The sequence below is a fragment of the Actinacidiphila sp. bgisy167 genome, from assembly GCF_965342175.1.
Lineage (GTDB): Bacteria > Actinomycetota > Actinomycetes > Streptomycetales > Streptomycetaceae > Actinacidiphila.
In genome coordinates this window covers 1-24,002 of sequence record NZ_CBDRBL010000096.1, presented here as the reverse complement: position 1 = coordinate 24,002, position 24,002 = coordinate 1, and the positions used below count along the sequence as shown (strand labels likewise).

Genomic DNA, 24,002 nt, shown 5'->3' with positions numbered 1-24,002 from the left:
CCCCCCCCCCCCCCCCGGTGCGGCCCTGCAGTTCCACGACGATTCTCTCCGGTGCGGCCCGACGGGGAGGACGGGGGTGCGCACACGGCGCCGCTCCGCCCGCTTCCCAACCCTTGACGTGCTCCCGTCACGCTGGCATGGTCTAGACCTAGTTGGGCTCAACGGGACGGTGCCGTAGGGAAGTTCGCACCGCCCCGGGACACGACGCATGACAGGGCGCGCCTGCGTGACCTCCTGTGCGCCACCGCGCCTGCCGTGCGGAGCACCCCACAAGCTCCCTCCCCCACGATCACGGCCCAGAGCCGGGTAAGGAGCGACTCACCCATGTCCACGTCTCTCACCGGGCGGCTCCCCGCAGGGCGCACCGCCCTCGGTCCGTCCGCGGTGTTCGCCGTCCTCGCGGCGCTCCTGGTCGCGTTGTTCGTCTCGGCGCCGACCGCCCGGGCGGCGGACGGCCAGATCAGCGGCCTGGCGGGCAAGTGCGTCGACGTCGCCGCGGCGAACAGTGCCAACGGCACCGCCGTACAGCTCTACGACTGCAACGGGACCAACGCCCAGCGCTGGTCCAACCCCGGCGACGGCACACTGCGCGCACTCGGCAAGTGCCTCGACGTCGTCGAGCGCAGCACCGCCAACGGGGCCTCGGTCCAGTTGTGGGACTGCACCGGCGGAGCCAACCAGCAGTGGGTCGTCACCGCGGCCCGCGACATCGTCAACCCCGCCGCCGACAAGTGCCTGGACGTCCGTGACAACAACTCGGCCAACGGCACCCGGCTGCAGATCTGGTCCTGCACGGGCGGGGCGAACCAGAAGTGGAACGCCCCCGCGAGCGGGGGCGGTGGTGGCGGCGGCACGAACCCGTCCGGATTCGTGGTCAGCGAGGCGCAGTTCAACCAGATGTTCCCGGGCCGCAGCGGCTTCTACACCTACAGCGGCCTGGTCGCGGCCCTGAGCTCCTACCCCGGCTTCGCGAACTCCGGCAGTGACACGGTGAAGAAGCAGGAGGCCGCCGCGTTCCTCGCCAACGTCAGCCACGAGACGGGCGGTCTGGTCCACGTGGTCGAGCAGAACACCGCCAACTACTCGCACTACTGCGACTGGGGCCAGCCCTACGGCTGCCCGGCCGGCCAGTCCGCCTACTACGGCCGCGGCCCGATCCAGCTCAGCTGGAACTTCAACTACAAGGCGGCGGGCGACGCGCTGAACATCGACCTGCTGAACAACCCCTGGCGGGTGGAGCAGGACGCGGCCGTGGCCTGGCGCACGGGCCTGTGGTACTGGAACACCCAGAGCGGTCCCGGCACCATGACCCCGCACAACGCCATGGTGAACCAGGCCGGCTTCGGTCAGACCATCCGCTCCATCAACGGCTCCCTCGAGTGCGACGGCCGCAACCCGGCCCAGGTGCAGAGCCGCGTGAGCTCGTACCAGCAGTTCACGGCCATCCTCGGGGTCAGCCCGGGCGGCAACCTCTACTGCTGAGGCCGCTCAGGACTGACAGGCGCCGCTGAGCACCCGCCGCGCGGGTGCGGCCCGCACCGTGGGGCCGCACCCGCGCGCGGTCACTCCCCGGTACGGCGCAGCAGGGCGAGGTACATCGCGTCGGTGCCGTGCAGGTGCGGCCAGAGCTGGACGTCGGGGCCGTCGCCGAGGTCGGGGACCCCGGGCATGAGAGGGCGGGCGTCGACCCATTCGGTGGGGACGGCGCCCGGGCGGGCCAGGACGTCCTCGACGACGGCGCGGGTCTCAGCGGGGTGCGGCGAGCAGGTCGCATAACCGACGACCCCGCCGACGCGCACCGCGCGCAGCGCGGACTCCAGCAGCCCCCGCTGCAGGGGCGCGAAGCCCGGCACGTCCTCGGGGCGCCGGCGCCAGCGGGCCTCGGGTCGGCGGCGCAGGGCGCCGAGACCCGTGCAGGGGACGTCGACCAGGACCCGGTCGAAGGCACCGGGACGCCAGGCGGGACGGGTGCCGTCGGCCACGATCACCTCGTACGGCCCGGGGTTGCCGGCGAGGGCGCGGGCGACGAGCCGGGCCCGGTGCGGCTGCTTCTCGGAGGCGACCAGGGCCGCCCCCCGCTCCGCGGCGAGCGCGCCGAGCAGCGCCGCCTTGCCGCCGGGGCCCGCGCAGCCGTCCAGCCACCGCCGGTCGGGGCCCTCGCCGAGCGGCGCCGCGGCAAGGGCGGAGGCGACGAGCTGGCTGCCCTCGTCCTGGACGCCTGCGCGGCCCTCGCGCACCGCCTGGATCGCCGCGGGGTCGCCGCCCTCGGCGAGCCGCACCGCCCAGGGCGACCAGCGGCCCGGGAGGGTGGTGTCCGCGGGGAGCGCGTCGGCGAGTTCCTGCGGGGTGGCACGGCCGGGACGTGCGACGAGGGTGACCTCGGGGCGCTCGTTGTCGGCCGCCAGCAGTGCCTCCATGCCCGCGCGACCCCCGCCGAGGGCGTCCCACAGGGCCGAGACGATCCAGCGGGGGTGCGAGTGGACGACGGCGAGGTGGTCCTCGGGGTCCTCGTCGTAAGGCGGCGCCACCTCGTCCAGCCAGGCGTCCAGATCCCGCGCGGCGATGCGGCGCAGCACCGCGTTGACGAACTTCGCCCGCCCGTCGCCGAGGACCACGCGGGCAAGGTCGACGGTGGCGGAGACGGCGGCGTGGCTGGGGATGCGGGTGCCCAGCAGCTGGTGGGCGCCGAGCGACAGCACGTCCAGTACGGGCGGGTCGACCTCGCGCAGCGGCCGGTCGACGCAGGCCGCTATCACGGCGTCGTACGTGCCCTGCCGGCGCAGGGTACCGTACACCAGCTCCGTGGCGAGTGCGGCGTCGCGCCGGCCGAAGTCACGCCCCTTGCGCGCCGCCTCCGCCTCGGCCTCCCGCAGCAGCGCCGGCAGCACCAGGTTGGCGTACGCGTCCCGCTCGTCGACGGCCCGCAGCGCCTCGAACGCCAGGATGCGCACGGGGTCGCGCTGGGGTTTGCGGTAGGGCCGGCCGCCCGGCGGCGGCCCGCCCTGGCTGCGGCCCTGGCGGGCGGCGGGACGCGGACGGCGGCGCGACGGTTCGCTCACGTGGAAGGTACTCCGGAAGTGTCGGTGGTGCGGTGGGCGCGGTGCGCCCCGCTTCGAGCGTACGTGGGGGGCGCGGTCAGGCGCCGAGCCGCTCCCCGGAGGGGACGCGGACGCCGCGCGCCCAGTCGGCGGCGGACATCGGCTTCTTGCCCTGCGGACGCACCTCCCCGAGCTCCACGGCGTGGCTGCCGGTGCCCACGTAGACGGCGCGCTTGGTGACCTCCAGCTCGCCGGGGGCCAGGCCGGTGCGCTCGGGCCGCGGCAGGACGGGCCCCACCTTGAGGCGTTCACCGCGGAAGACCGTCCAGGCGCCGGGCGCCGGGGTGCAGCCGCGGACCACCCGGTCCACCCGCAGGGCCGGGGCGTGCCAGTCGACGCGGGCGTCGTCGACGGTGATCTTGGGGGCCAGGCTGACGCCCTCGGCGGGCTGCGGCCGGGCGACCAGCGCGCCGTCCTCGATGCCGTCCATGGTGGCGGCGAGCAGCTTCGCCCCGCTGTGCGAGAGCCGGGTGAGCAGGTCGCCGCTGGTGTCGCGGGGGCGGACGTCCTCGGTGACGACGCCGTAGACCGGTCCGGAGTCCAGGCCCTCCTCGATGAGGAAGGTCGACGCCCCCGTGACCTCGTCGCCCGCCATGACGGCGTGCTGCACCGGGGCGGCACCGCGCCAGGCGGGCAGCAGCGAGAAGTGCAGGTTCACCCAGCCGTGGGCGGGGACGTCGAGGGCGACGCGGGGCAGCAGCGCGCCGTAGGCGACGACCGGGCAGCAGTCGGGGGCGATCTCGCGCAGCCGGGCCAGGAAGTCCTCGTCGCGGGGCCTGGCGGGCTTGAGGACCTCGATACCGGCCTCCTCCGCGCGCTGTGCCACCGGGCTGGCGACGAGCCTGCGGCCGCGGCCAGCCGTGGCGTCGGGCCGGGTGACCACGGCGACGACCTCGTGCCGGCCGGAGGAGATCAGGGCGTCGAGGGCGGGCACGGCGACCTCGGGGGTGCCGGCGAAGACGAGCCTCATGCGTGCGGAATGCCTTTCTGCGGAGCGCGGCCCTACAGTGCGCGGCCGAATGTGCTGTGCGGGGAGACCCGGACCTGGGGCGCCGGCTGGCCGGCCCACTCCGCCTCGCGTATCGCCTTCATCGCGGCCTTGCGCTGCTCGCCGTCGAGGCGGTCGATGAAGATGATGCCGTCGAGGTGGTCGGTCTCGTGCTGGATGCAGCGGGCGAGCATCTGCGTGCCCTCGATGGTCACCGGGTCGCCGTACATGGTGAAGCCCTTGGCGACGACGCCGTAGGCGCGCTTGGTGTCGAAGCGCAGCCCGGGCAGGGACAGGCAGCCCTCGGGGCCGTCCTGCTCCTCCTCGCTCAGGCTGAGGTCCGGATTGACGAGATGGCCCAGCTCGCCGTCGACGTGGTAGGTGAACACCCGCAGCGAGACACCGATCTGAGGGGCCGCCAGGCCGGCGCCGGGGGCGTCCCGCATGGTGTCCTCGAGGTCCTTGACGAGGGTGCGCAGCTCCTTGTCGAAGACGGTCACGGGCTGCGCCGCCATACGCAGCACGGGGTCGCCGAGCAGGCGGATCGGCTGGATGGGCACGCGGGGCTCCGTAGTGGACGGCGACAGCTCAAGAGCCCCAGTCTATGGGCCGGTGGGGCGGGGGCGCGCACCCTCGCGCACGCCCCCCGCGGGATGCGATGCGCCCCTGAGGCGTGACTCCACGGGAGTCTGGCGCGTTGTCAATGGAGTTTGACCCACAAGAGCCGGTTCGAGAGGCCAGTTGATGCCCGAACACGCAACTCATGACGCCCAGGCCAGGGCGAGCCTTCACCTGCTGGTGCGGGACATCGAGCGGGTCCGCCGACAGGTCGACGCCCTGCGCACCCTCACCACCCAGCTGGGCAACGTCTACCGTCCCCGCCGCGGCGGGCCGTCCGCGGGATTCGTGGTCTACGGCCGCGCCCCCGCCCCCACCGTCCGGCTCGCCCAGGAACTGCGGGACAGCGTCGAGACCCTGGTGACCGCGGCCGTCGAGTTCGACCGCTCCCTCGGCTTCAGCTGGGACGCCGTCGGCTCCGCGCTGGGCGTCACCAAGCAGGCCGTGCACCGGCGCTACGGCAACCGGCGCTCGGCGCCGGGCGGAGCGGCGGCGGCGGAGGTGCACAGCGAGCCCCCGGCTCCGGCCGTCGTGCCCACCGTGCCCCCGGCCCGCGCGATGCCCGCCCCCGCGGTGCCCGCGGCTCCCGCCGCGCGCGACGAAGCCGTTCCCGGCGCCCTCCCCTCCCCGCGCACGGGCTGAGCCGCGGTCCCGGGCACGTCCGCCCCGCCGTCCGCAGCGCCGGCAGGACGGCCGCCGGGGCGGGCGGATACGGGCGGCAGGGACGCCGCGCCGCGGTCAGGGCCGCCGGTGCGCCGCGGGGCGCCGACCGGAACCGGGACAAGAACCGGAAGCCGACCGTAGCCGGAACAGGAACCGGAACAGGAACCGGAGCCGACTACAACTCCGACTCGCCCACGGTCTGACCGCCGCTGCTCTCCCCCGTCGGGCGGAATCCCAGCCCCAGGTAGAAGCGTTCCGGGCCGTCCTCGCCGGGATGCCAGGAGGTGGTGACCCGTGTGCCGCCCCGGCGGCGGACCTCCTCCACCACGGACTCGACGGCGAACCGTCCGTAGCCGCGGCCCTGCTCACCCGCCGCGATGGCGAGGCGCCACAGGCCCGAGCGGAGGTCGGTGCCGTTTCCGCCGGCCGCGAAGTCGATGTCGAAGAAGGCCATGAGGAAGCCGACGGGCCGGTCGCCGTCGACGATCAGCCGGGGCCAGGCCGTCCGACCGTACGGGTAGGCCTCGGCGAGGGACTTCACCACCGGCGCCACCAGGTGCTCCTGGTCCGGGCGGACTCTCAGGGCGATCGCGGTGTCGACGTTGTCAGGGGTGATCTTCTCCAGCCGGAGCGAGCTGGTCATACCCGGAACCCTAGGCGGGCATGTCAAGCGCTTCTCCGGCCGCCGTCCCCTGCGGCGCGGTCCCGCTCATCCCACGTACCGACGCCGCCGGGGCGCTAACCGATGTCGGGCGGGTCGATGCGGACCCGGACCGGATCGGGCTCCTTGCGCGCGATGCGGGCGGTCTGCGCGGCCTTCAGGGCGGCCGCCAGGGCCGCGCCGTTGCCGGGCGGCACTCGCAGCAGCACACGTTCCCAGCGCTCGCCGGGCGGGGTGTCCCCAAAGCGGCGCGGCCGCGCGGGGTCGGTGATCGGCAGCGGCACCGGGCCGAGGACGTCGGTGCCCTCCGGGAGCCGGACCGTGGCCAGCAGGTCGGCGACCGCGGCCGGGCGGCCGCTGACCGACGCCATGCGGGAGACCGGCGGGAAGCCCAGCTCGGCGCGTTCGGCCAGTTCACGAACGGCGTGGCCCACCGGATCCCAGCGGACCAGGGCCTGCACGGGCCGCAGGGTGGGCTCCGCGAGGACGACCACCGTGCCGCCCTCGCCGGCCGGGCGGACCAGCGCCGCCGCAGCGGCCCAGCGGCGCAGCGTCTCCTCCCCGGCCCGCAGGTCCGGGCGGCCCAGCAGAGCCCAGCCGTCCAGCAGCAGCGCCGCCGCGTAGCCGCCCTCGGCGACCGGTTCCGCACCCGGTGTCGAGATCACCAGCGCGGGCGTGGCCGGCACGGAGGCCAGCACGCCGTCGCGCCCGGAGGTCCGCACCGGCACCTTGGGGAAGGCGCGGCCCAGCTCGTCTGCGGTGCGCCGGGCGCCGACCACCTGGGCGCGCAGCCGGAAACCGCCGCACTCCTTGCAGTGCCAGGCCGCCTCGGGCCGCCCGCACCAGCCGCAGTGCGGCGCGCTCTCCCCGTCGCCGAGCTGCAGCGGCCCCGCGCAGTGCGCACACCGGGCGGGCTCGCGGCAGCGCTCGCAGGCCAGCCTCGGCACATAGCCGCGCCGGGGCACCTGCACCAGCACCGGGCCGCGCTGCAGCGCGTCCCGCGTCACCTGCCAGGCCACCGACGGCAAGCGAGCCGCGCGCGCGGCGGAGTCCCGCGCCTCGTCGCCCTCGCCGACCGTGCGGATCAGGGGCGCGGCGGCCCGTACCCGCTCGCGCGGTGCCGTCAGCGGCAGCGCCCAGTGGGTGTCGACCAGCTGGGCGCCCTCGACGGTGCAGGTGAGGCCACCGAGCAGAAAGCCCGCGCGTTCCTCTGCGGCACGCAGCAGCAGGACGTCCCGGGCGTGCGGCTGCGGCGCGTGCTGCTCGGCGTGGCTGGAGTCGCCGTCGTCCCAGAGCACGGCGAGTCCGAGATCCGCCACGGGTGCGAACATCGCCGCCCGGGTGCCGACGACGGCGCGCACGCTGCCCCGGCTCACCGCGAGCCAGCGGCGGTACCGCTCCTCCGGTCCGGCGTCGGCGGTCAGCAGCACATGGCGGCCCTGGCCGACGACGGCGGTCAGCGCCTCGTCGACGCGGGCGGCGGCGCGGCCGTCGGGCACGACGGCCAGCGCGCCGCGGCCCGAGGCGAGCGCCGCCGCCATGGCGCGGGCGATCTCCTCTGGCCAGTGGGGCCCGGGCAGCGCCGTCCACACCGCCCGCGGGGTGTCCCCGCGGGCCAGCGCCTGGAGGAAAGCGGGCCCGGTCGGATACCGCGCCCACGGCCCGGGCTCGGGCGGGCGGGGCGCCGGCAGCGGATCCCCTACCGGCTCGGCCTCGGCCCTGGCCCGGCGCGGCGGCACCGCGAGCTGCACGATGTCGGCGAGGGCGCCCGCGTAGCGGTCGGCGACGGCCCGGCACAGCCGCAGCAGGCCGGGGGTCAGCACGGGCTCGGGCGACAGGACCTGGGCGATCGGGGCGAGGGGCCCGCGATAGTCGCTCTCGGGCAGCCGGTCGACGACGAAGCCGTCGTGCAGCTCCCCGCCCTCCCGGCGGCCCCCCTTGACGACCCGGCCGCCGAAGCGCACGCGGACGCGCACGCCGGGCTGGGCGTCGGCGTCCATGGCGGCGGGGACCGCGTAGTCGAAGTACTGGTCGAGGTGGAGCAGGCCCTTGTCGACCAGGACGCGGGCCACCGGCAGCTCCCCGGCCAGCGCCGCGCCCCGCCACGTCCGCGGCTTGGCGCGCGGCTCCTTGGCCTTGCGCACCGTCTCCCGGATGAGCGCGAGCTGCTCTCCCCCGTGCGGCTCCGCCGCCGGGGACATCTGCCGCTCGTCCTCGCTGCTCACAGCCTCAGTGTTACCAGACGCCTCGGACACCGGTCGCCGCCGCGGAGCACCCGAGCACGCGGGGGACGACGCCGCTGGGCAGCGCGGGCGCCCGCATGCCTCCAGCCACGCGAGCATCGCCCGATGCGGCCAGGCGACCAGGCGACCACCGGGAACGACGCACCACGGTGGACTACGGTGCGGCCGCAGACGAGCTGCGGCCCGGCTGCCCCCACCGCGGTCCGCGACGAGCGGGCCGTCCTTGGACGTCGCACGCCCGGGCTCTCAGGCCCTCACCCGGTTCGGCCCTGGTGATGACGCCCGAGCCCGAACCTCTCGGGCACGCGGCAGCGTGCCCGGGACGCCGCCGCGCCGTCCCGCGACCTCAGCGGCCCCGAGCGGCGCGTTCGCCTGCGGCATCACCTGACGGGCGACGGCCGCAGACTTCCGGCCTGCGCCCGCGTCCACGCGTACCGCGGCCCCGGACCGGCAGCGGTCCGGGGCCGTTCACACGTCCTGAAAAGCGCTCAGAGGCCGGCCGCCTGGCGCAGCGCCTCGACACGGTCGGTGCGCTCCCAGGTGAAGTCCGGCAGCGCCCGGCCGAAGTGCCCGTACGCCGCTGTCTGCGCGTAGATGGGACGGAGCAGGTCGAGGTCACGGATGATCGCGGCCGGCCGGAGGTCGAAGACCTGGCTGATCGCCTGCTCGATCTTCTCGTGGTCGACAGTGTGGGTGCCGAAGGTCTCCACGAACAGGCCCACGGGCTCGGCCTTGCCGATCGCGTACGCGACCTGGACCTCGCAGCGTGAGGCGAGGCCCGCGGCGACGACGTTCTTGGCGACCCAGCGCATGGCGTACGCGGCGGAGCGGTCGACCTTGGACGGGTCCTTGCCGGAGAAGGCGCCGCCGCCGTGGCGGGCCATGCCGCCGTAGGTGTCGATGATGATCTTGCGGCCGGTGAGGCCGGCGTCGCCCATCGGGCCACCGATCTCGAAGCGTCCCGTGGGGTTGACCAGCAGCCGGTACCCCTCCGTGTCGATCTTGATGCCGTCGTCGAGCAGCGCCTTGAGCTCCGGCTCCACGACGAACTCGCGGATGTCGGGGGCGAGCAGCGACTCGAGGTCGATGTCGCTGGCGTGCTGCGAGGAGACGACGACGGTGTCGAGGCGCACGGCCTTGTCGTCGTTGTACTCGATGGTGACCTGGGTCTTGCCGTCGGGCCGCAGGTAGGGGATGGTCCCGTTCTTGCGGACCTCGGTGAGCCGCCGCGAGAGCCGGTGCGCCAGGGTGATCGGGAGCGGCATCAGCTCGGGGGTCTCGTCGCAGGCGTAGCCGAACATCAGGCCCTGGTCGCCGGCGCCCTGCCGGTCGAGCTCGTCGTCGTCGCCCTCGACCCGGCTCTCGTAGGCCGCGTCGACACCCTGCGCGATGTCCGGGGACTGCGCGCCGATGGAGACCGAGACACCGCAGGACGCGCCGTCGAAACCCTTCTTCGACGAGTCGTAGCCGATGTCGAGGATCTTGTTCCGCACCAGGGTCGCGATGTCCGCGTAGCCCTTGGTGGTGACCTCCCCGGCGACGTGCACCAGACCGGTGGTGATCAACGTCTCGACGGCGACGCGCGAGGAGGGGTCCTCCTTGAGCAGTGCGTCGAGGATCGTGTCGCTGATCTGGTCAGCGATCTTGTCGGGGTGGCCCTCGGTCACGGACTCCGAAGTGAACAGGCGGCGGGACACATCGCTCCCTGGGGTTGCAGCGGCTGCTGGCTGATCATTGGCGGCTCGCTCGGGGCTGCGCCCGGCGGGCCATGGGTCAGTTTATCGTCCGGCTCATGGGCAAGGACACGGCGTCTCGCACCTTGGAGATGCCGTGACCTGCGACACTGTGCATCACCTGAGGACGGAACGCCAGTAGCCCAGCCGCACCGGTCCCGAAGTGTCGTCAGGTCAGACGGGCGGCGACCAGGTCCCAGACCTGCTCGGCCAGGGCCTCCTTCGGCCCGTACGGCACGGGCGTCTCGCTGCCGTCGGCGCCGAGCACGACAGCCTCGTTCTCCTCGGACCCGAAGGCCTTGTGGTCCCCCACCTCGTTGACGACCAGCAGGTCGCAGCCCTTGCGGGCGAGTTTGGCGCGACCGTTGGCCAGGACGTCGTCGGTCTCGGCGGCGAAGCCCACCACGATCTGCTCCGGGTGCGGCCGTTCGGCGGAGAGCTCGGCGAGCACGTCGGGGTTGCGCACCAGCTCCACAGGCGCGGGGTCCTCGCCGTCCCTCTTCTTGATCTTCCCTTCGGCGTACCGGGCCGGTCGGAAGTCGGCGACAGCGGCCGCCATCACCACCACGTCGGCGTCGGACGCGGCCTTCAGCACGGCCTCGCGCAGCTGCACCGCCGTGCCGACGCGCACCACGTCCGCCCCCGCCGGGTCGGCGAGGTCGGTGTTGGCGGAGACCAGGGTGACCCGGGCGCCCCGGGCGAGGGCCGTACGGGCGAGGGCGTAGCCCTGCTTGCCGGAGGAGCGGTTGCCCAGGTAGCGGACGGGGTCGAGGGGCTCGCGGGTGCCGCCGGCGCTGATGACGACATGGCGTCCGGCCAGGTCCGTCTCCTGTGCGCGGGGGCCGCGCAGCAGCACCCGGCGGCAGACCTCGAAGATCTCGGCGGGCTCGGGCAACCGGCCCTTTCCGGTGTCGACCCCGGTCAGGCGCCCGACGGCGGGCTCGAGGACGATGGCGCCCCGGCGGCGCAGGGTCGCCACGTTCTCCTGGGTGGCCGCGTGCTCCCACATCTCGGTGTGCATCGCGGGCGCGAACACCACAGGGCATCGTGCGGTGAGCAGGGTGTTGGTGAGGAGGTCGTCGGCGAGCCCGTGGGCGGCCCTGGCGAGCACGTCGGCGGTGGCCGGGGCGACGACGACCAGGTCCGCGCCCTGCCCGATGCGTACGTGCGGCACCTCGTGGACGCTCTCCCAGACCTCGGTCGAGACGGGGTTGCCCGACAGCGCCGACCAGGTGGCCGCACCGACGAAGTGCAGCGCCGAGGCCGTGGGCACGACCCTGACGTCGTGTCCCGACTCGGTGAACCGCCGCAGCAGCTCACACGCCTTGTAAGCGGCGATCCCGCCGCTCACGCCCAGGACGACCTGCGGCTTGCCCATCGTCTCTCCCGCGCTGTGTTGGACCGTGGTGCGTACGCACCCATGACACACCACGGGCCCGGCGGTCGAACCGCCGGGCCCGTGGTCTGACGCCTGGGCGCGGGCTACTGGACCGGGCCCTCGACGGCCTCGGAGGTCAGCAGACCCGCGTTGATCTCGCGCAGCGCGATCGACAGCGGCTTCTCGTGCACGTGGGTGTCCACGAGCGGACCGACGTACTCGAGCAGGCCCTCGCCGAGCTGCGAGTAGTAGGCGTTGATCTGACGGGCACGCTTGGCCGCGTAGATCACGAGGCTGTACTTCGAGTCGGTGGCCTCGAGCAGCTCGTCGATCGGCGGGTTGATGATGCCCTCGGGCGTGGTGATGGAAGAGGACACGCTCTACCTTCCGATTGGGTACAAAAAGATCAGGCTACAGCCATCAAGGCTAGCAGCTCGCGCGCGACGTCCTCGACGGAGGTGTTCACCAGGGTGGTGTCGAACTCCGGCTCGGCCGCCAGCTCGACCCGTGCGGCCTCCAGCCGGCGCTCGATGACCTCGGGAGCCTCGGTGCCCCGGCCGGTGAGCCGGCGGACCAGTTCGTCCCAGCTCGGCGGCGCGAGGAAGACCGACTGCGCCTCGGGCATCGACTCCCGCACCTGGCGGGCGCCCTGCAGGTCGATCTCCAGCAGGACCGGTTCACCGGCCTCGAGGTGCTCCAGCACCGCCTGGCGCGGCGTGCCGTAACGGTTCCCCGCGAACTCCGCCCACTCCAGCAGTTCGCCGTTGGCGATCAGCTTGTCGAACTCGTCGTTCTCGACGAAGAAGTAGTGCACCCCGTGCTTCTCACCGGGGCGGGGCTTGCGGGTGGTGGCCGAGACGGAGAGCCACACCTCGGGGTGGACTGTGCGCATATGAGCGACGACCGTGCTCTTGCCGACCCCCGAGGGGCCGGAGAGCACGGTCAGCCGCGGACGTTCACTCATGGAGCGATTATCCCGGTTCCCGGAGGGTGCTGGGAACGTCAGGCAGCGGGGCTGCCGAACTCCCGCTCCAGGGACGCGATCTGGTTGGAGCCGAGCCCGCGGACCCGGCGGCTCTCGGAGATGCCGAGCCGCTCCATGATCTGCTTGGCGCGGACCTTGCCCACGCCGGGCAGGGACTCCAGGAGAGCGGAGACCTTCATCTTGCCGATGACGTCGTTCTCCTGGCCCTGCTTGATGACCTCGTGCAGCGAGGCGCCGGAGTGCTTGAGCCGATTCTTGACCTCGGCGCGCTCCCGGCGAGCCGCAGCGGCCTTCTCGAGCGCGGCAGCGCGCTGTTCAGGGGTAAGGGGCGGAAGAGCCACGCCTACGTCACCTCGGGTGTAGAACTGTCGGATACGGACCGGTGTGGAACCTAGTCGCCCCCTGCCTGCGGGGGCAACGTGAAACGCGCATGATGCGCGCTCTGGTCGGAGACTAGCGGCCCCAGCGGCCGCAGTCAGCGCAAACAAGAAGAAAAGTCCTGGTCAGCGTCAACCGACCAGGACTTTTAGGACAAATCTGCGCAGGTTTCCGGACGTCTTGACCTCTACTTGACGACCGCGGCGAGCTCGGCGACCTCCCTTTCGGCAGCTTCGCGCAGCGCCGGGACGGACGGTCCGTGCCGCAGCACGCTCCTGCTGACGCTCGGCACCACGTTGCGCACCGCATCCCCGAACACCCTGGGAAGGTCGGCCGCGGTGGCCCCCTGGGCACCGATGCCGGGGGCGAGGAGGGGCCCGTTCACGGAGAGGTCCACACCCGCCTGCTCGAGCGTGGCGCCGACGACCGCGCCGACCGATCCGAGCGGCACGTCACCCTCGTTCTCGGCCGCGATGTGGTTCAGCATCACCTGGGCGAGGGACTCGCCGCCCGCCGCGGTTGACCGCTGCACTTCCGCGCCCTCCGGGTTGGAGGTCAGGGCGAGCACAAAGACCCCGCTGCCGCTCGTCCGGGCGGCGTCCAGGGCGGGGCGCAGAGAGCCGAAGCCCAGATACGGGCTGACGGTGACCGCGTCCGAGAACAGCGACGAGGCGGGGTCGAGGTAGGCAGAGGCGTACGCCGCCATGGTCGAGCCGATGTCGCCGCGCTTGGCGTCCATCAGCACCAGGGCGCCGGCCGCACGGGCCTCGGCGACGGCCGTCTCCAGGACGGCGACGCCGCGGGAACCGAAGCGCTCGAAGAAGGCGCTCTGCGGCTTGAGGACGGCGACCCGGTCGGCCAGGGCCTCCACCACGGTGCGGGTGAACCGCTCCAGGCCGGCGACGTCGTCCTGGAGGCCCCAGGCGGTCAGCAGGGAGGAGTGCGGGTCGATGCCGACGCAGAGCGGCCCGCGGATGTCCATGGCGCGGCGCAGCCGGGCACCGAAGGGTTCGGGGTTCGTCACGGTGCGACTTCCTTCCGGGTTTCGGCGCCGACGGCGTCGGCGAGGGTGGCGTACGGGCTGGACTGCAGCAGCGCGGCGAGCTCCCGGTGGATCGTGCGGCACCAGAAGGGACCCCGGTAGACGAAGGCGCTGTAGCCCTGGACGAGGGTGGCGCCGGCCAGGATGCGCTGCCAGACGTCCTCGGCGGTCTCGACTCCGCCCACCCCGACGAGGGTGACGCGGTCGCCGACGCGGGCGTACAGCCGGCGCAGCACCTGCAGGGAGCGCTCCCCCAGGGGGGCGCCGGACAGTCCGCCGGTCTCCTTGACGAGGGCGGCGTCCGAACGCAGGCCGAGGCCGTCGCGGGCGATGGTGGTGTTGGTGGCGATGATGCCGTCCAGGCCGAGTTCGACGGCCAGGTCGGCGACGGCGTCCACGTCCTCGTCGGCGAGGTCGGGGGCGATCTTGACCAGCAGCGGCACGCGGCGGCCGGTGACGGTGCGGTCCGCCGCCTCGCGCACCGCGCTCAGCAGGGGGCGCAGGTGCTCGACGGCCTGCAGGTTCCGCAGCCCGGGGGTGTTGGGCGAGGAGACGTTGACCACGAGGTAGTCGGCGTGCCGGGCGAGCCGCTCGGCGGACGTGACGTAGTCGGCGACCGCCTCCTCCTCCGGGACGACCTTGGTCTTGCCGATGTTGACGCCGACCGTGGTCGGGAAGACGGCCCTGCGGGCGGCCAGGCGCGCGGCCACCGCGGCCGAGCCGTCGTTGTTGAAGCCCATGCGGTTGATCAGGGCGCGGTCGGCGACCAGGCGGAAGAGCCGCCGCCGCGGGTTGCCGGACTGCGGCTCGCCGGTGACGGTGCCGATCTCCACGTGGTCGAAGCCCAGCATGGCGAGCCCGTCGATGCCGACGGCGTTCTTGTCGAAGCCCGCGGCGAGCCCGAACGGTCCGTGCATCCGGCGGCCCAGCGCCTCGGTGCGCAGGACGGGGTAGCGCGGCGCGAGCAGCGCGGCGGCGAAGGTGCGCAGGACGGGGATCCGGGCGGCGAGCCGGATCCAGCCGAAGGCGAGGTGGTGGGCCCGCTCGGGGTCGAGGCGCTTGAAGAACAGGTGGAACAGGAGGGAGTACATGCGAGGCCTTCCGCGGCGGCGAGGGGACGGTGCGCGTGAAGAGGGGGACACCGGTTCGGTGTCCCCCTGCTTCGCCTACGCCTCGCGGGCGGCGGTCAGACGCCGCGCGTGTTCCTGCAGCGAGCGGACCCCGACGTCGCCCCGGTTCAGCGCGTCGACGCCTTGCACCGCGGCGGCGAGGGCCTGCACCGTCGTCAGGCACGGCACGCCGCGGGCGACGGCCGCGGTGCGGATGTCGTAGCCGTCGAGGCGTCCGCCGGTGCCGAACGGGGTGTTGACGATGAGGTCGATGGCGCCCTCGTGGATGAGCTCGATGACGGTCGGCTCGCCGCCTGGGCCGGTGCCCTCGCTCTTCTTGCGCACCACAGTGGCCTCGATGCCGTTGCGCCTCAGCACCTCGGCCGTGCCGGAGGTGGCCAGCAGCTCGAAACCGTGGTCGACCAGCGCCCGTGCCGGGAAGATCAGCGCGCGCTTGTCCCGGTTGGCGACCGAGACGAAGGCGCGGCCCTTGGTCGGCAGCGCGCCGTAGGCGGCGGCCTGCGACTTGGCGTAGGCGGTGCCGAAGACCGAGTCGATGCCCATGACCTCGCCGGTGGAGCGCATCTCCGGGCCGAGGACGGTGTCCACACCGCGGCCGTGCACGTCGCGGAAGCGGCTCCAGGGAAGCACCGCCTCCTTGACGGAGATCGGCGCGTCCATCGGCAGGGTGCCGCCGTCGCCGTGGGCCGGGAGCAGGCCCTCGGCGCGCAGTTCGGCGATGGTGGCGCCGAGCGAGATGCGGGCGGCCGCCTTGGCCAGCGGGACCGCCGTCGCCTTGGAGGTGAAGGGGACGGTCCGGGAGGCCCGCGGGTTGGCCTCGAGCACGTAGAGGATGTCCCCGGCCAGGGCGAACTGGATGTTGATCAGGCCTTGGACGCCGACACCCTTGGCGATGGCCTCGGTGGAGGCGCGCAGCCGTTTGACGTCGTGGCCGCCGAGGGTGATCGGGGGCAGGGCGCAGGCGGAGTCTCCGGAGTGGATGCCGGCCTCCTCGATGTGCTCCATGACGCCGCCGAGGTAGAGCTCGTGGCCGTCGTAGAGCGCGTCGACGTCGATCTCGATCGCGTCGTCGAGGAAGCGGTCGACCAGCACCGGCCGGTCGGGGCCGATCTCGGTGGACTCGGCGATGTACGCGGCGAGGCGGGTCTCGTCGTAGACGATCTCCATGCCGCGGCCGCCGAGCACATAGGAGGGCCGAACCAGGACGGGGTAGCCGATCTCGTCGGCGATGGCCTTGGCCTGCTCGAAGGTGGTGGCCGTGCCGTGCTTGGGGGCGGGCAGGCCCGCCTGGTCCAGGACGCGGCCGAAGGCGCCGCGGTCCTCGGCGAGGTGGATGGCTTCGGGCGAGGTGCCGACGACCGGCACGCCGTTGTCCTTGAGCGCCTGCGCGAGGCCGAGCGGGGTCTGCCCGCCGAGCTGGACGACGACGCCCGCGACGGGGCCGGCCTGCCGCTCGGCGTGGACGATCTCCAGGACGTCCTCCAGGGTGAGCGGCTCGAAGTAGAGCCGGTCGGAGGTGTCGTAGTCGGTGGAGACGGTCTCGGGGTTGCAGTTGACCATGACGGTCTCGTAGCCCGCGTCGCTCAGCGCGAAGGAGGCGTGCACGCACGAGTAGTCGAACTCGATGCCCTGGCCGATGCGGTTCGGGCCGGAGCCCAGGATGATCACCGCGGGCTTCTCGCGCGGGGCGACCTCGCTCTCCTCGTCGTAGGACGAGTAGAAGTACGGGGTGCGGGCGGCGAACTCGGCGGCGCAGGTGTCGACGGTCTTGTAGACCGGCCGGACGCCGAGAGCGTGCCGGACCTCGCGGACGACGTCCTCGCGCAGGCCGCGGATCTCGGCGAGCTGGGCGTCGGAGAAGCCGTACCGCTTGGCCTCGGCGAGCAGCTCGGGCTCGAGCTTTCCGGCTGCCGCGAGCTCGTCGGCGATCTCCTTGATCAGGAAGAGCTGGTCGACGAACCAGGGGTCGATCCTCGTGGCGTCGAAGACCTCCTGCGGGGTGGCGCCGGCCCGGATCGCCTGCATGACGGTGTTGATCCGCCCGTCGGTGGGGCGCCGGGCGGCGAGCAGCAGCTCGTCCTTGTCGCCCGGGTCGCCGCTGAAGGCGAACTGGCTGCCCTTCTTCTCCAGGGAGCGCAGCGCCTTCTGCAGCGCCTCGGGGAAGTTGCGGCCGATGGCCATGGCCTCGCCGACCGACTTCATGGTGGTGGTGAGGGTGGCGTCGGCGGCGGGGAACTTCTCGAAGGCGAAGCGCGGCACCTTGACGACGACGTAGTCGAGCGTCGGCTCGAAGGAGGCCGGGGTCTGCTCGGTGATGTCGTTGGGGATCTCGTCGAGGGTGTAGCCGACCGCGAGCTTGGCGGCGATCTTGGCGATCGGGAAACCCGTCGCCTTGGACGCGAGCGCCGAGGAGCGCGAGACGCGCGGGTTCATCTCGATGACGATGACCCGGCCGTCCTCGGGGTTGACCGCGAACTGGATGTTGCAGCCGCCGGTGTCGACGCCGACCTCGCGGATGACGGCGATGCCGATGTCGCGCAGGATCTGGTACTCGCGGTCGGTCAGCGTCATGGCGGGCGCGACGGTGATGGAGTCGCCGGTGTGCACGCCCATGGGGTCGAAGTTCTCGATGGAGCAGACGACCACGACGTTGTCGTGCTTGTCGCGCATCAGCTCCAGCTCGTACTCCTTCCAGCCGAGGATCGACTCCTCCAGGAGCACCTCGGTCGTCGGGGAGAGCGTCAGGCCCTGGCCGGCGATGCGGCGCAGCTCCTCCTCGTCGTGGGCGAAGCCGGAGCCGGCGCCGCCCATGGTGAAGGACGGCCGGACGACGACGGGGTAGCCGCCGAGGGCGTCGACGCCCGCGAGCACCTCGTCCATGGTGTGGCAGATGACCGAGCGGGCGGACTCGCCGTGGCCGATCTTGGCGCGGACGGCCTCGACGACCTCCTTGAACAGTTCGCGGTCCTCGCCCTTGTTGATGGCCTCGACGTTGGCGCCGATGAGCTCGACGCCGTACTTGTCGAGGACGCCCGCCGCGTGGAGCGAGATGGCGGTGTTGAGTGCGGTCTGGCCGCCCAGGGTGGGCAGGAGTGCGTCGGGGCGCTCCTTGGCGATGATCTTCTCGACGAACTCGGGGGTGATCGGTTCGACGTAGGTGGCGTCGGCGATCTCGGGGTCGGTCATGATCGTGGCCGGGTTGGAGTTGACCAGGATCACGCGCAGGCCCTCGGCGCGCAGCACGCGGCAGGCCTGGGTACCGGAGTAGTCGAACTCCGCGGCTTGGCCGATGACGATCGGGCCGGAGCCGATGACCAGGACGGACTGGATATCGGTGCGCTTAGGCACGCTGGCCCTCCATGAGCTTCACGAAGCGGTCGAACAGGTACGCGGCGTCGTGCGGACCTGCTGCCGCCTCGGGGTGGTACTGGACGCTGAAGGCGGGGGTGTCGAGCAGCCGCAGGCCCTCGACCACGTTGTCGTTGAGGCACACGTGGGAGACCTCGACCCGCCCGTACGGGGTGTCGGTGACCTGGTCGAGCGGCGCGTCCACGGCGAAGCCGTGGTTGTGCGCGGTGACCTCGACCTTGCCGGTGGTGCGGTCCTGGACCGGCTGGTTGATGCCGCGGTGGCCGTACTTCAGCTTGTAGGTGCCGAAGCCGACGGCGCGGCCGAGCAGCTGGTTGCCGAAGCAGATGCCGAACAGCGGGGTCCGGCGCTCCAGGACGCCCTGGACGACGGTCAGGTCGGCGGTGGCCGGGTCGCCCGGGCCGTTGGAGAGGAAGACGCCGTCCGGGTTGACCGCGTAGACCTCCTCAAGGGAGGCGTCCGCGGGCAGGACGTGCACCTCGATGCCGCGTTCGGCCATGCGCCGCGGGGTCATGCCCTTGATCCCGAGGTCCAGGGCGGCGACGGTGAACTTCTTCTCGCCGACGGCCGGGACGACGTACGGCTCCTTGGTGGCGACCTCCGCGGACAGGTCCGCGCCCGTCATCTCGGGGGCGCCCCGCACCTCGGCCAGGAGCACGGCCTCGTCGGTGCGCGCCTTGTCGCCGGAGAAGATCCCGACCCGCATCGCGCCGCGCTCGCGCAGGTGGCGGGTGAGCGCCCGGGTGTCGATGCCGCTGATGCCGACGACGCCCTGGCGGGTCAGCTCCTCGTCCAGGCTGCGGCGGGAGCGCCAGTTGGAGGGCACGCGGGCGGGGTCGCGGACGACGTAGCCGGCCACCCAGATGCGGGAGGACTCCGGGTCCTCGTCGTTGACGCCCGTGTTGCCGACGTGCGGGGCGGTCATGACGACGACCTGGCGGTGGTACGAGGGGTCGGTCAGGGTCTCCTGGTAACCGGTCATGCCGGTGGAGAAGACGGCCTCGCCGAAGGTCGTCCCCACGGCCCCGTAGGCGCGGCCGCGAAAGGTGCGGCCGTCCTCCAGGACGAGTACGGCAGGGACCCGGGCGGGCCGCTGGGCGGAGGTCGTCATCGTGCGCCTTCCTGGTCGTGCGTGAGAGTGTTCAGGGCCTCGACCCATGCGGCGTGCTCGGCGGCGTGGTCCGAGCGGAAGCCGGAGTCGATCAGCCGGTCGCCGTGCGCCCAGGTGACCACCAGCAGGCCGCCTTCGGTGAGGACCTTGCCGGCGATCCCCTTGTCGAGGCGTGCTCCGCGCAGCTGCGCGGCCGGGACGAAGAAGCCGGGCGCCCCGGTGCGGTCGACGTCGAGCCCCTGGTCGGTGAGGGTGAGCTCGACCCGGCTGCGCACGCCGAGGCCGTGGGCGACGACGCGGTCCAGCCACTGCCCGGCGGTGGTGCTGCCGTGGTAGCGGCCGGTGAGAGTCAGCAGCGGCTCGCCGGGCTGTTCGGGGGCGGTGGGGAGCGCGGGCAGGTCGCTCTGCAGGGTCCCGCGCCACTTCCAGCCCTGGCGCATGAGCCAGTAGACGAGCGCGATGAAGAGCAGCAGCCCGACGACCCAGCCGATGCGGGCCGCCCAGTCGGTGACCTCGGCGGAGTGCTTCTCCGCCGCGATGAGGAGCACAGGTGTCACGTGAGCTTCCCGTCCATGACCGTCGCCTTGCCCCGCAGGAAGGTGGCGAACACCTGGCCCGGCAGCTCCAGACCCTCGTAGGGGGTGTTGCGGCTGCGGGAGGCGAAGCCCGCGGGATCCACCACACCACGGTATGCCGGATCGAACAGGGTGAGGTTCGCGGGCTCGCCTGCCGCCACCGGCCGGCCGTGGCCGGACAGGCGGCCGATCGCCGCGGGGCGGGAGGACATCCGGTCGGCGACTCCGGCCCAGTCGAGCAGGCCGGTGTCCACCATGGCGTGCTGGACGACCGACAGCGCGGTCTCCAGCCCGATCATCCCCATGGCCGCCGCGCCCCACTCGCAGTCCTTGTCCTCGTGCGGGTGCGGGGCGTGGTCGGTGGCGACGCAGTCGATCGTGCCGTCGGCGAGCGCCTCGCGCAGCGCCATGACGTCGGCCTCGGTGCGCAGCGGCGGGTTGACCTTGTAGACCGGGTTGTAGGTGCGCACCAGCACGTCGGTGAGGAGCAGGTGGTGCGGGGTGACCTCGGCGGTGACGTCCCAGCCCTTGGACTTGGCCCAGCGGACGATCTCGACCGAGCCCGCCGTCGACAGGTGGCAGATGTGCACGCGCGAGCCGACGTGCGCCGCGAGCAGCACGTCGCGGGCGATGATCGACTCCTCGGCGACGGCGGGCCAGCCGGTCAGGCCGAGCTCTCCGGAGACGACGCCCTCGTTCATCTGGGCGCCTTCGGTCAGCCGGGGCTCCTGGGCGTGCTGGGCGACGACGCCGTCGAAGGCCTTCACGTACTCCAGGGCGCGGCGCATGATCACGGCGTCGTCGACGCACTTGCCGTCGTCGGAGAAGACCCGCACACCGGCGGCGGAGTCGGCCATCGCGCCGAGTTCGGCGAGCTGCTTGCCCTCCAGGCCCACGGTGACGGCGCCGACCGGCTGGACGTCGCAGTAGCCGTGCTCGCGGCCGAGGCGCCAGACCTGCTCGACGACACCGGCGGTGTCGGCGACGGGGAAGGTGTTGGCCATCGCGTGGACGGCGGTGTAGCCGCCCGCGGCGGCGGAGCGGGTGCCGGTGAGGACGGTCTCGGAGTCCTCGCGGCCGGGCTCGCGCAGGTGGGTGTGGAGGTCGACCAGTCCCGGCAGGAGGACCTTGCTCCCGGCCTCGACCACGGTGGCGCCCTCGGGGGCGGTCAGGCGCGGACCCACCTCGGCGATGGTCTCGCCGTCGATCAGGACGTCCTGCGGCTGCCCGCCGAGGATCCTCGCGCCGCGGATCAGGGTCTTCGGGGTCGCGCTCATGCTTGGTTGTTCTCCTCGGTGCGGGCGGGGGCGGGGGCGGAGACGGCGGGCTCGGCGCCACCGAGCAGCAGGTACAGCACCGCCATGCGGATGCTGACGCCGTTCTTCACCTGCTCGACGGCGGTGCAGCGCGGCGAGTCGGCGACCTCGGCGGTGATCTCCATGCCGCGGTTCATCGGGCCGGGGTGCATCACGACGGCGTGCTCGGGCAGCGCGGCCATCCGGTGGCCGTCGAGGCCGTAGCGGCGGGAGTACTCGCGCTCGGTGGGGAAGAAGGCGGCGTTCATGCGCTCGCGCTGGACGCGCAGCATCATCACGGCGTCGGACTTGGCGAGCACCGCGTCCAGGTCGTAGGAGACCTCGCAGGGCCAGTCCTCGACGCCGATCGGCAGCAGGGTGGGCGGCGCCACCAGGGTGACCTCGGCTCCGAGCGTGTTCAGCAGCAGCACATTGGAGCGGGCCACGCGGCTGTGCAGCACGTCGCCGACGATCGTGATGCGGCGGCCGGACAGGTCGCGGCCCGGCCCGGAAAGGTGGCGGCGCATGGTGAAGGCGTCCAGCAGCGCCTGCGTGGGGTGCTCATGGGTGCCGTCGCCGGCGTTGACGACGCTGCCGCCGATCCAGTCGGAGTAGGCCAGCCGGTGGGGGGCGCCGGACATGTGGTGCCGGATGACGACGGCGTCGGCGCCCATGGCCTCCAAGGTGAGAGCGGTGTCCTTCAGGGACTCGCCCTTGGACACCGAGGAGCCCTTGGCGGAGAAGTTGATGACGTCGGCCGACAGGCGCTTGGCGGCGGCCTCGAAGGAGATGCGGGTGCGGGTCGAGTCCTCGAAGAAGAGGTTGACGACCGTGCGGCCGCGCAGGGTCGGCAGCTTCTTGATGGGCCGGTCGGCCACGCGGGCCATCTCCTCGGCCGTGTCGAGCACGAGGAGGGCGTCGTCGCGGGTGAGGTCGGCGGCCGAGATCAGGTGGCGCTTCATCGGGTCACTCCGGAGGATGCGTGCGGGGGCGGACTGTGGGGCGGCACGCCACGTCTCCCGGGCAGGCCGGGGGTGGGACGGGCGGGCAGGGCGCTGCCCCGGAACCGGGGCGCTCCCGGGCTACTCGTCCGCCGGGGAGCCGTCGCGTACGCCGAGCAGGACGCAGTCGCGCCCGTCCTCCTCGGCCAGGTGGACCTTGACGGTCTCGCGCAGCGATGTGGGGATGTTCTTGCCGACGTAGTCGGCCCTGATGGGCAGCTCTCGATGACCCCGGTCGACCAGGACCGCGAGCTGGACGGCGCGGGGGCGTCCGATGTCGCCGAGGGCGTCGAGGGCGGCGCGGATCGTGCGGCCGGAGAACAGCACGTCGTCGACGAGGACGACCAGCCGGCCGTCCACCCCGTCGGCGGGGATGTCGGTGCGGGCGAGCGCGCGCGCCGGACCGAGCCGCAGGTCGTCGCGGTACATGGTGATGTCGAGCGAGCCGACCGGGACCTTGCCGCCGGTGATCTCGTCGAGCTTGTCGGCGAGCCTGCGGGCCAGGTGGACGCCGCGGGTCGGGATGCCGAGGAGCACCACGTCGTCCGCGCCCTTGGCGCGTTCGACGATCTCGTGGGCGATACGGGTCAGCACCCGCGCGATGTCCGGGGCCTCGAGAACGGGCCGGGCCGGGCCGGGACCGATGGTGGCCATGAAAAAGGACCTCCTTCCCCGCCTCACGGGACGGGCCTTAAAGGACGCCAAAACGTACGGCTCCACGGTATCAGGCACCCAGGCGCACTCCTCGCGGGGGCCTGGCGGCCTCCTGGCGCGGCCTCCCGGGCCGATCCGCAGCCCGTACCACGATCGACCGCGGATCACGGCCGAAAGGCCGCTGACCGGCCATTCCTCGCTCTTCCGGGGGACCGGTGTGGACCATTCGGCTTGACGGATTCCAATTACGCTGCGTAACCTCACAGTGAGTTACTGAGTTTCCGTCCGGGGAGCCATATGTCCAGCGATTACGCCAAGCAGCTCGGAGCGAAGCTCCGCGCCATCCGCACGCAGCAGGGACTCTCCCTCCACGGCGTCGAGGAGAAGTCCCAGGGCCGCTGGAAGGCCGTGGTGGTCGGTTCCTACGAGCGCGGCGACCGCGCCGTGACCGTGCAGCGCCTCGCCGAGCTCGCCGACTTCTACGGCGTTCCGGTGCAGGAGCTGCTGCCCGGTTCCGCGCCCGGCGGTGCCGCCGAGCCGCCGCCGAAGCTCGTCCTCGACCTCGAGCGGCTGAGCCAGGTGCCGTCCGACAAGGCCGGTCCGCTGCAGCGCTACGCCGCCACCATCCAGAGCCAGCGCGGCGACTACAACGGCAAGGTGCTGTCGATCCGCCAGGACGACCTGCGCACCCTGGCCGTCATCTACGACCAGTCGCCCTCGGTCCTGACCGAGCAGCTGATCGGCTGGGGCGTCCTCGACGCGGACGCCCGGCGCGCGGTCCAGCACGAGGAGGGCTGACGCCCTCGGGAAGCAGAAACGTCCCGCCCCCCAGGCGCGGCCGCAAGGCCGCGCCTTGGGGGCGGTTGTGTTTTCCGCCCCGGAGCCGACCGGACCCGGGCGCCAGGTCCTGTCGCCGGGCCGTGTCGTCAGGCGGCCCCATCACCGCGGCCGCCCGCCGCCGCCCCGTCTCCCGCGCCGCTCCCGTCCCGGGCGGCGCTCCGCACGCGTCCGGACGCGCCACGGGCCCGGGGGGGGGGGGGGGGGGGGGGGGGGGGGGGGGGGGGGGGGGGGGGGAGGGGT

Annotated in this window: 21 protein-coding genes; 3 read left to right on the top strand and 18 right to left on the bottom strand. The window is 73.1% G+C overall.

Annotated elements, in window-relative coordinates; translation table 11 throughout:
* Positions 1-324: 324 nt before the first annotated feature.
* Positions 325-1,482 (top strand): glycoside hydrolase family 19 protein, encoded by a 1,158-nt coding sequence (locus ACRWND_RS26915; protein WP_431953817.1) that lies wholly within the window; start codon positions 325-327, stop codon positions 1,480-1,482.
* A gap of 80 nt (positions 1,483-1,562) precedes the next feature.
* On the opposite strand, the gene ACRWND_RS26910 is transcribed toward ACRWND_RS26915, so the two are convergent.
* The 3 genes from ACRWND_RS26910 to def form a co-directional block, all read right to left on the bottom strand.
* The gene (locus ACRWND_RS26910; RefSeq protein WP_431953815.1) at positions 1,563-3,059 is read right to left on the bottom strand and encodes an RsmB/NOP family class I SAM-dependent RNA methyltransferase; all 1,497 of its coding nucleotides are present in this window, start codon (positions 3,057-3,059) and stop codon (positions 1,563-1,565) included.
* Positions 3,060-3,135: 76 nt separating this feature from the next.
* On the bottom strand, positions 3,136-4,068 hold the full coding sequence (gene fmt / locus ACRWND_RS26905; protein ID WP_431953813.1) for a methionyl-tRNA formyltransferase: 933 nt from the start codon (positions 4,066-4,068) through the stop codon (positions 3,136-3,138).
* Positions 4,069-4,100: 32 nt separating this feature from the next.
* Entirely contained in the window at positions 4,101-4,646 is a 546-nt protein-coding gene (gene def / locus ACRWND_RS26900) for a peptide deformylase (RefSeq protein ID WP_431953811.1), read from the bottom strand.
* A gap of 184 nt (positions 4,647-4,830) precedes the next feature.
* On the opposite strand from def, the gene ACRWND_RS26895 reads away from it, so the two are divergent.
* Complete coding sequence (locus ACRWND_RS26895) at positions 4,831-5,346, top strand: hypothetical protein (protein WP_431953809.1); 516 nt, start codon at positions 4,831-4,833, stop codon at positions 5,344-5,346.
* Between the two features lie 196 nt (positions 5,347-5,542).
* Here ACRWND_RS26895 and ACRWND_RS26890 read toward each other — a convergent pair whose 3' ends face one another.
* From ACRWND_RS26890 to pyrR, 15 genes are all read right to left on the bottom strand, one after another.
* Positions 5,543-6,010: a GNAT family N-acetyltransferase gene (locus tag ACRWND_RS26890; protein WP_431953807.1), complete on the bottom strand. Its 468-nt coding sequence runs from the start codon at positions 6,008-6,010 to the stop codon at positions 5,543-5,545.
* A 95-nt stretch (positions 6,011-6,105) separates the two neighbouring features.
* Positions 6,106-8,253, bottom strand: coding sequence for a primosomal protein N' (locus tag ACRWND_RS26885; protein WP_431953805.1), 2,148 nt, complete (start codon positions 8,251-8,253; stop codon positions 6,106-6,108).
* 506 nt (positions 8,254-8,759) lie between these two features.
* A complete protein-coding gene (gene metK / locus ACRWND_RS26880) occupies positions 8,760-9,968 on the bottom strand; it encodes a methionine adenosyltransferase (RefSeq protein ID WP_431953803.1) in 1,209 nt (402 codons plus the stop codon).
* Positions 9,969-10,173: 205 nt separating this feature from the next.
* The gene (gene coaBC / locus ACRWND_RS26875) at positions 10,174-11,382 is read right to left on the bottom strand and encodes a bifunctional phosphopantothenoylcysteine decarboxylase/phosphopantothenate--cysteine ligase CoaBC (protein WP_431953801.1); all 1,209 of its coding nucleotides are present in this window, start codon (positions 11,380-11,382) and stop codon (positions 10,174-10,176) included.
* Between the two features lie 104 nt (positions 11,383-11,486).
* Positions 11,487-11,759 carry a DNA-directed RNA polymerase subunit omega gene (rpoZ, locus tag ACRWND_RS26870; protein WP_018564174.1) on the bottom strand — a complete coding sequence of 91 codons (273 nt, stop codon included), beginning with the start codon at positions 11,757-11,759 and terminating at the stop codon, positions 11,487-11,489.
* 29 nt (positions 11,760-11,788) lie between these two features.
* Positions 11,789-12,346 (bottom strand): guanylate kinase, encoded by a 558-nt coding sequence (gene gmk / locus ACRWND_RS26865; protein ID WP_431953799.1) that lies wholly within the window; start codon positions 12,344-12,346, stop codon positions 11,789-11,791.
* A 38-nt stretch (positions 12,347-12,384) separates the two neighbouring features.
* The gene (locus tag ACRWND_RS26860; RefSeq protein WP_018564176.1) at positions 12,385-12,708 is read right to left on the bottom strand and encodes an integration host factor; all 324 of its coding nucleotides are present in this window, start codon (positions 12,706-12,708) and stop codon (positions 12,385-12,387) included.
* A 224-nt stretch (positions 12,709-12,932) separates the two neighbouring features.
* Entirely contained in the window at positions 12,933-13,769 is an 837-nt protein-coding gene (pyrF, locus tag ACRWND_RS26855) for an orotidine-5'-phosphate decarboxylase (RefSeq protein ID WP_431953796.1), read from the bottom strand.
* The gene (locus tag ACRWND_RS26850) at positions 13,766-14,878 is read right to left on the bottom strand and encodes a quinone-dependent dihydroorotate dehydrogenase (protein ID WP_431953794.1); all 1,113 of its coding nucleotides are present in this window, start codon (positions 14,876-14,878) and stop codon (positions 13,766-13,768) included. The genes pyrF and ACRWND_RS26850 overlap by 4 nt, the downstream gene beginning before the upstream one ends.
* A gap of 75 nt (positions 14,879-14,953) precedes the next feature.
* A complete protein-coding gene (gene carB, locus ACRWND_RS26845) occupies positions 14,954-18,265 on the bottom strand; it encodes a carbamoyl-phosphate synthase large subunit (RefSeq protein ID WP_431953792.1) in 3,312 nt (1,103 codons plus the stop codon).
* Positions 18,258-19,397, bottom strand: a complete 1,140-nt coding sequence (gene carA / locus ACRWND_RS26840) for a glutamine-hydrolyzing carbamoyl-phosphate synthase small subunit (RefSeq protein WP_431953790.1) — start codon at positions 19,395-19,397, stop codon at positions 18,258-18,260. Before carA ends, carB begins: the two co-directional genes overlap by 8 nt.
* Positions 19,394-19,954, bottom strand: coding sequence for a hypothetical protein (locus tag ACRWND_RS26835; protein WP_431953788.1), 561 nt, complete (start codon positions 19,952-19,954; stop codon positions 19,394-19,396). The genes carA and ACRWND_RS26835 overlap by 4 nt, the downstream gene beginning before the upstream one ends.
* Positions 19,951-21,249 (bottom strand): dihydroorotase, encoded by a 1,299-nt coding sequence (locus ACRWND_RS26830; RefSeq protein WP_431953787.1) that lies wholly within the window; start codon positions 21,247-21,249, stop codon positions 19,951-19,953. The genes ACRWND_RS26835 and ACRWND_RS26830 overlap by 4 nt, the downstream gene beginning before the upstream one ends.
* Entirely contained in the window at positions 21,246-22,229 is a 984-nt protein-coding gene (locus tag ACRWND_RS26825; RefSeq protein ID WP_431953785.1) for an aspartate carbamoyltransferase catalytic subunit, read from the bottom strand. Before ACRWND_RS26825 ends, ACRWND_RS26830 begins: the two co-directional genes overlap by 4 nt.
* Positions 22,230-22,349: 120 nt before the next feature.
* Positions 22,350-22,922, bottom strand: coding sequence for a bifunctional pyr operon transcriptional regulator/uracil phosphoribosyltransferase PyrR (pyrR, locus tag ACRWND_RS26820; protein ID WP_431953783.1), 573 nt, complete (start codon positions 22,920-22,922; stop codon positions 22,350-22,352).
* A 297-nt stretch (positions 22,923-23,219) separates the two neighbouring features.
* Between pyrR and bldD the strand changes: the two genes are divergently transcribed.
* Positions 23,220-23,720 (top strand): transcriptional regulator BldD, encoded by a 501-nt coding sequence (bldD, locus tag ACRWND_RS26815; RefSeq protein WP_319134973.1) that lies wholly within the window; start codon positions 23,220-23,222, stop codon positions 23,718-23,720.
* Positions 23,721-24,002 lie beyond the last annotated feature (282 nt).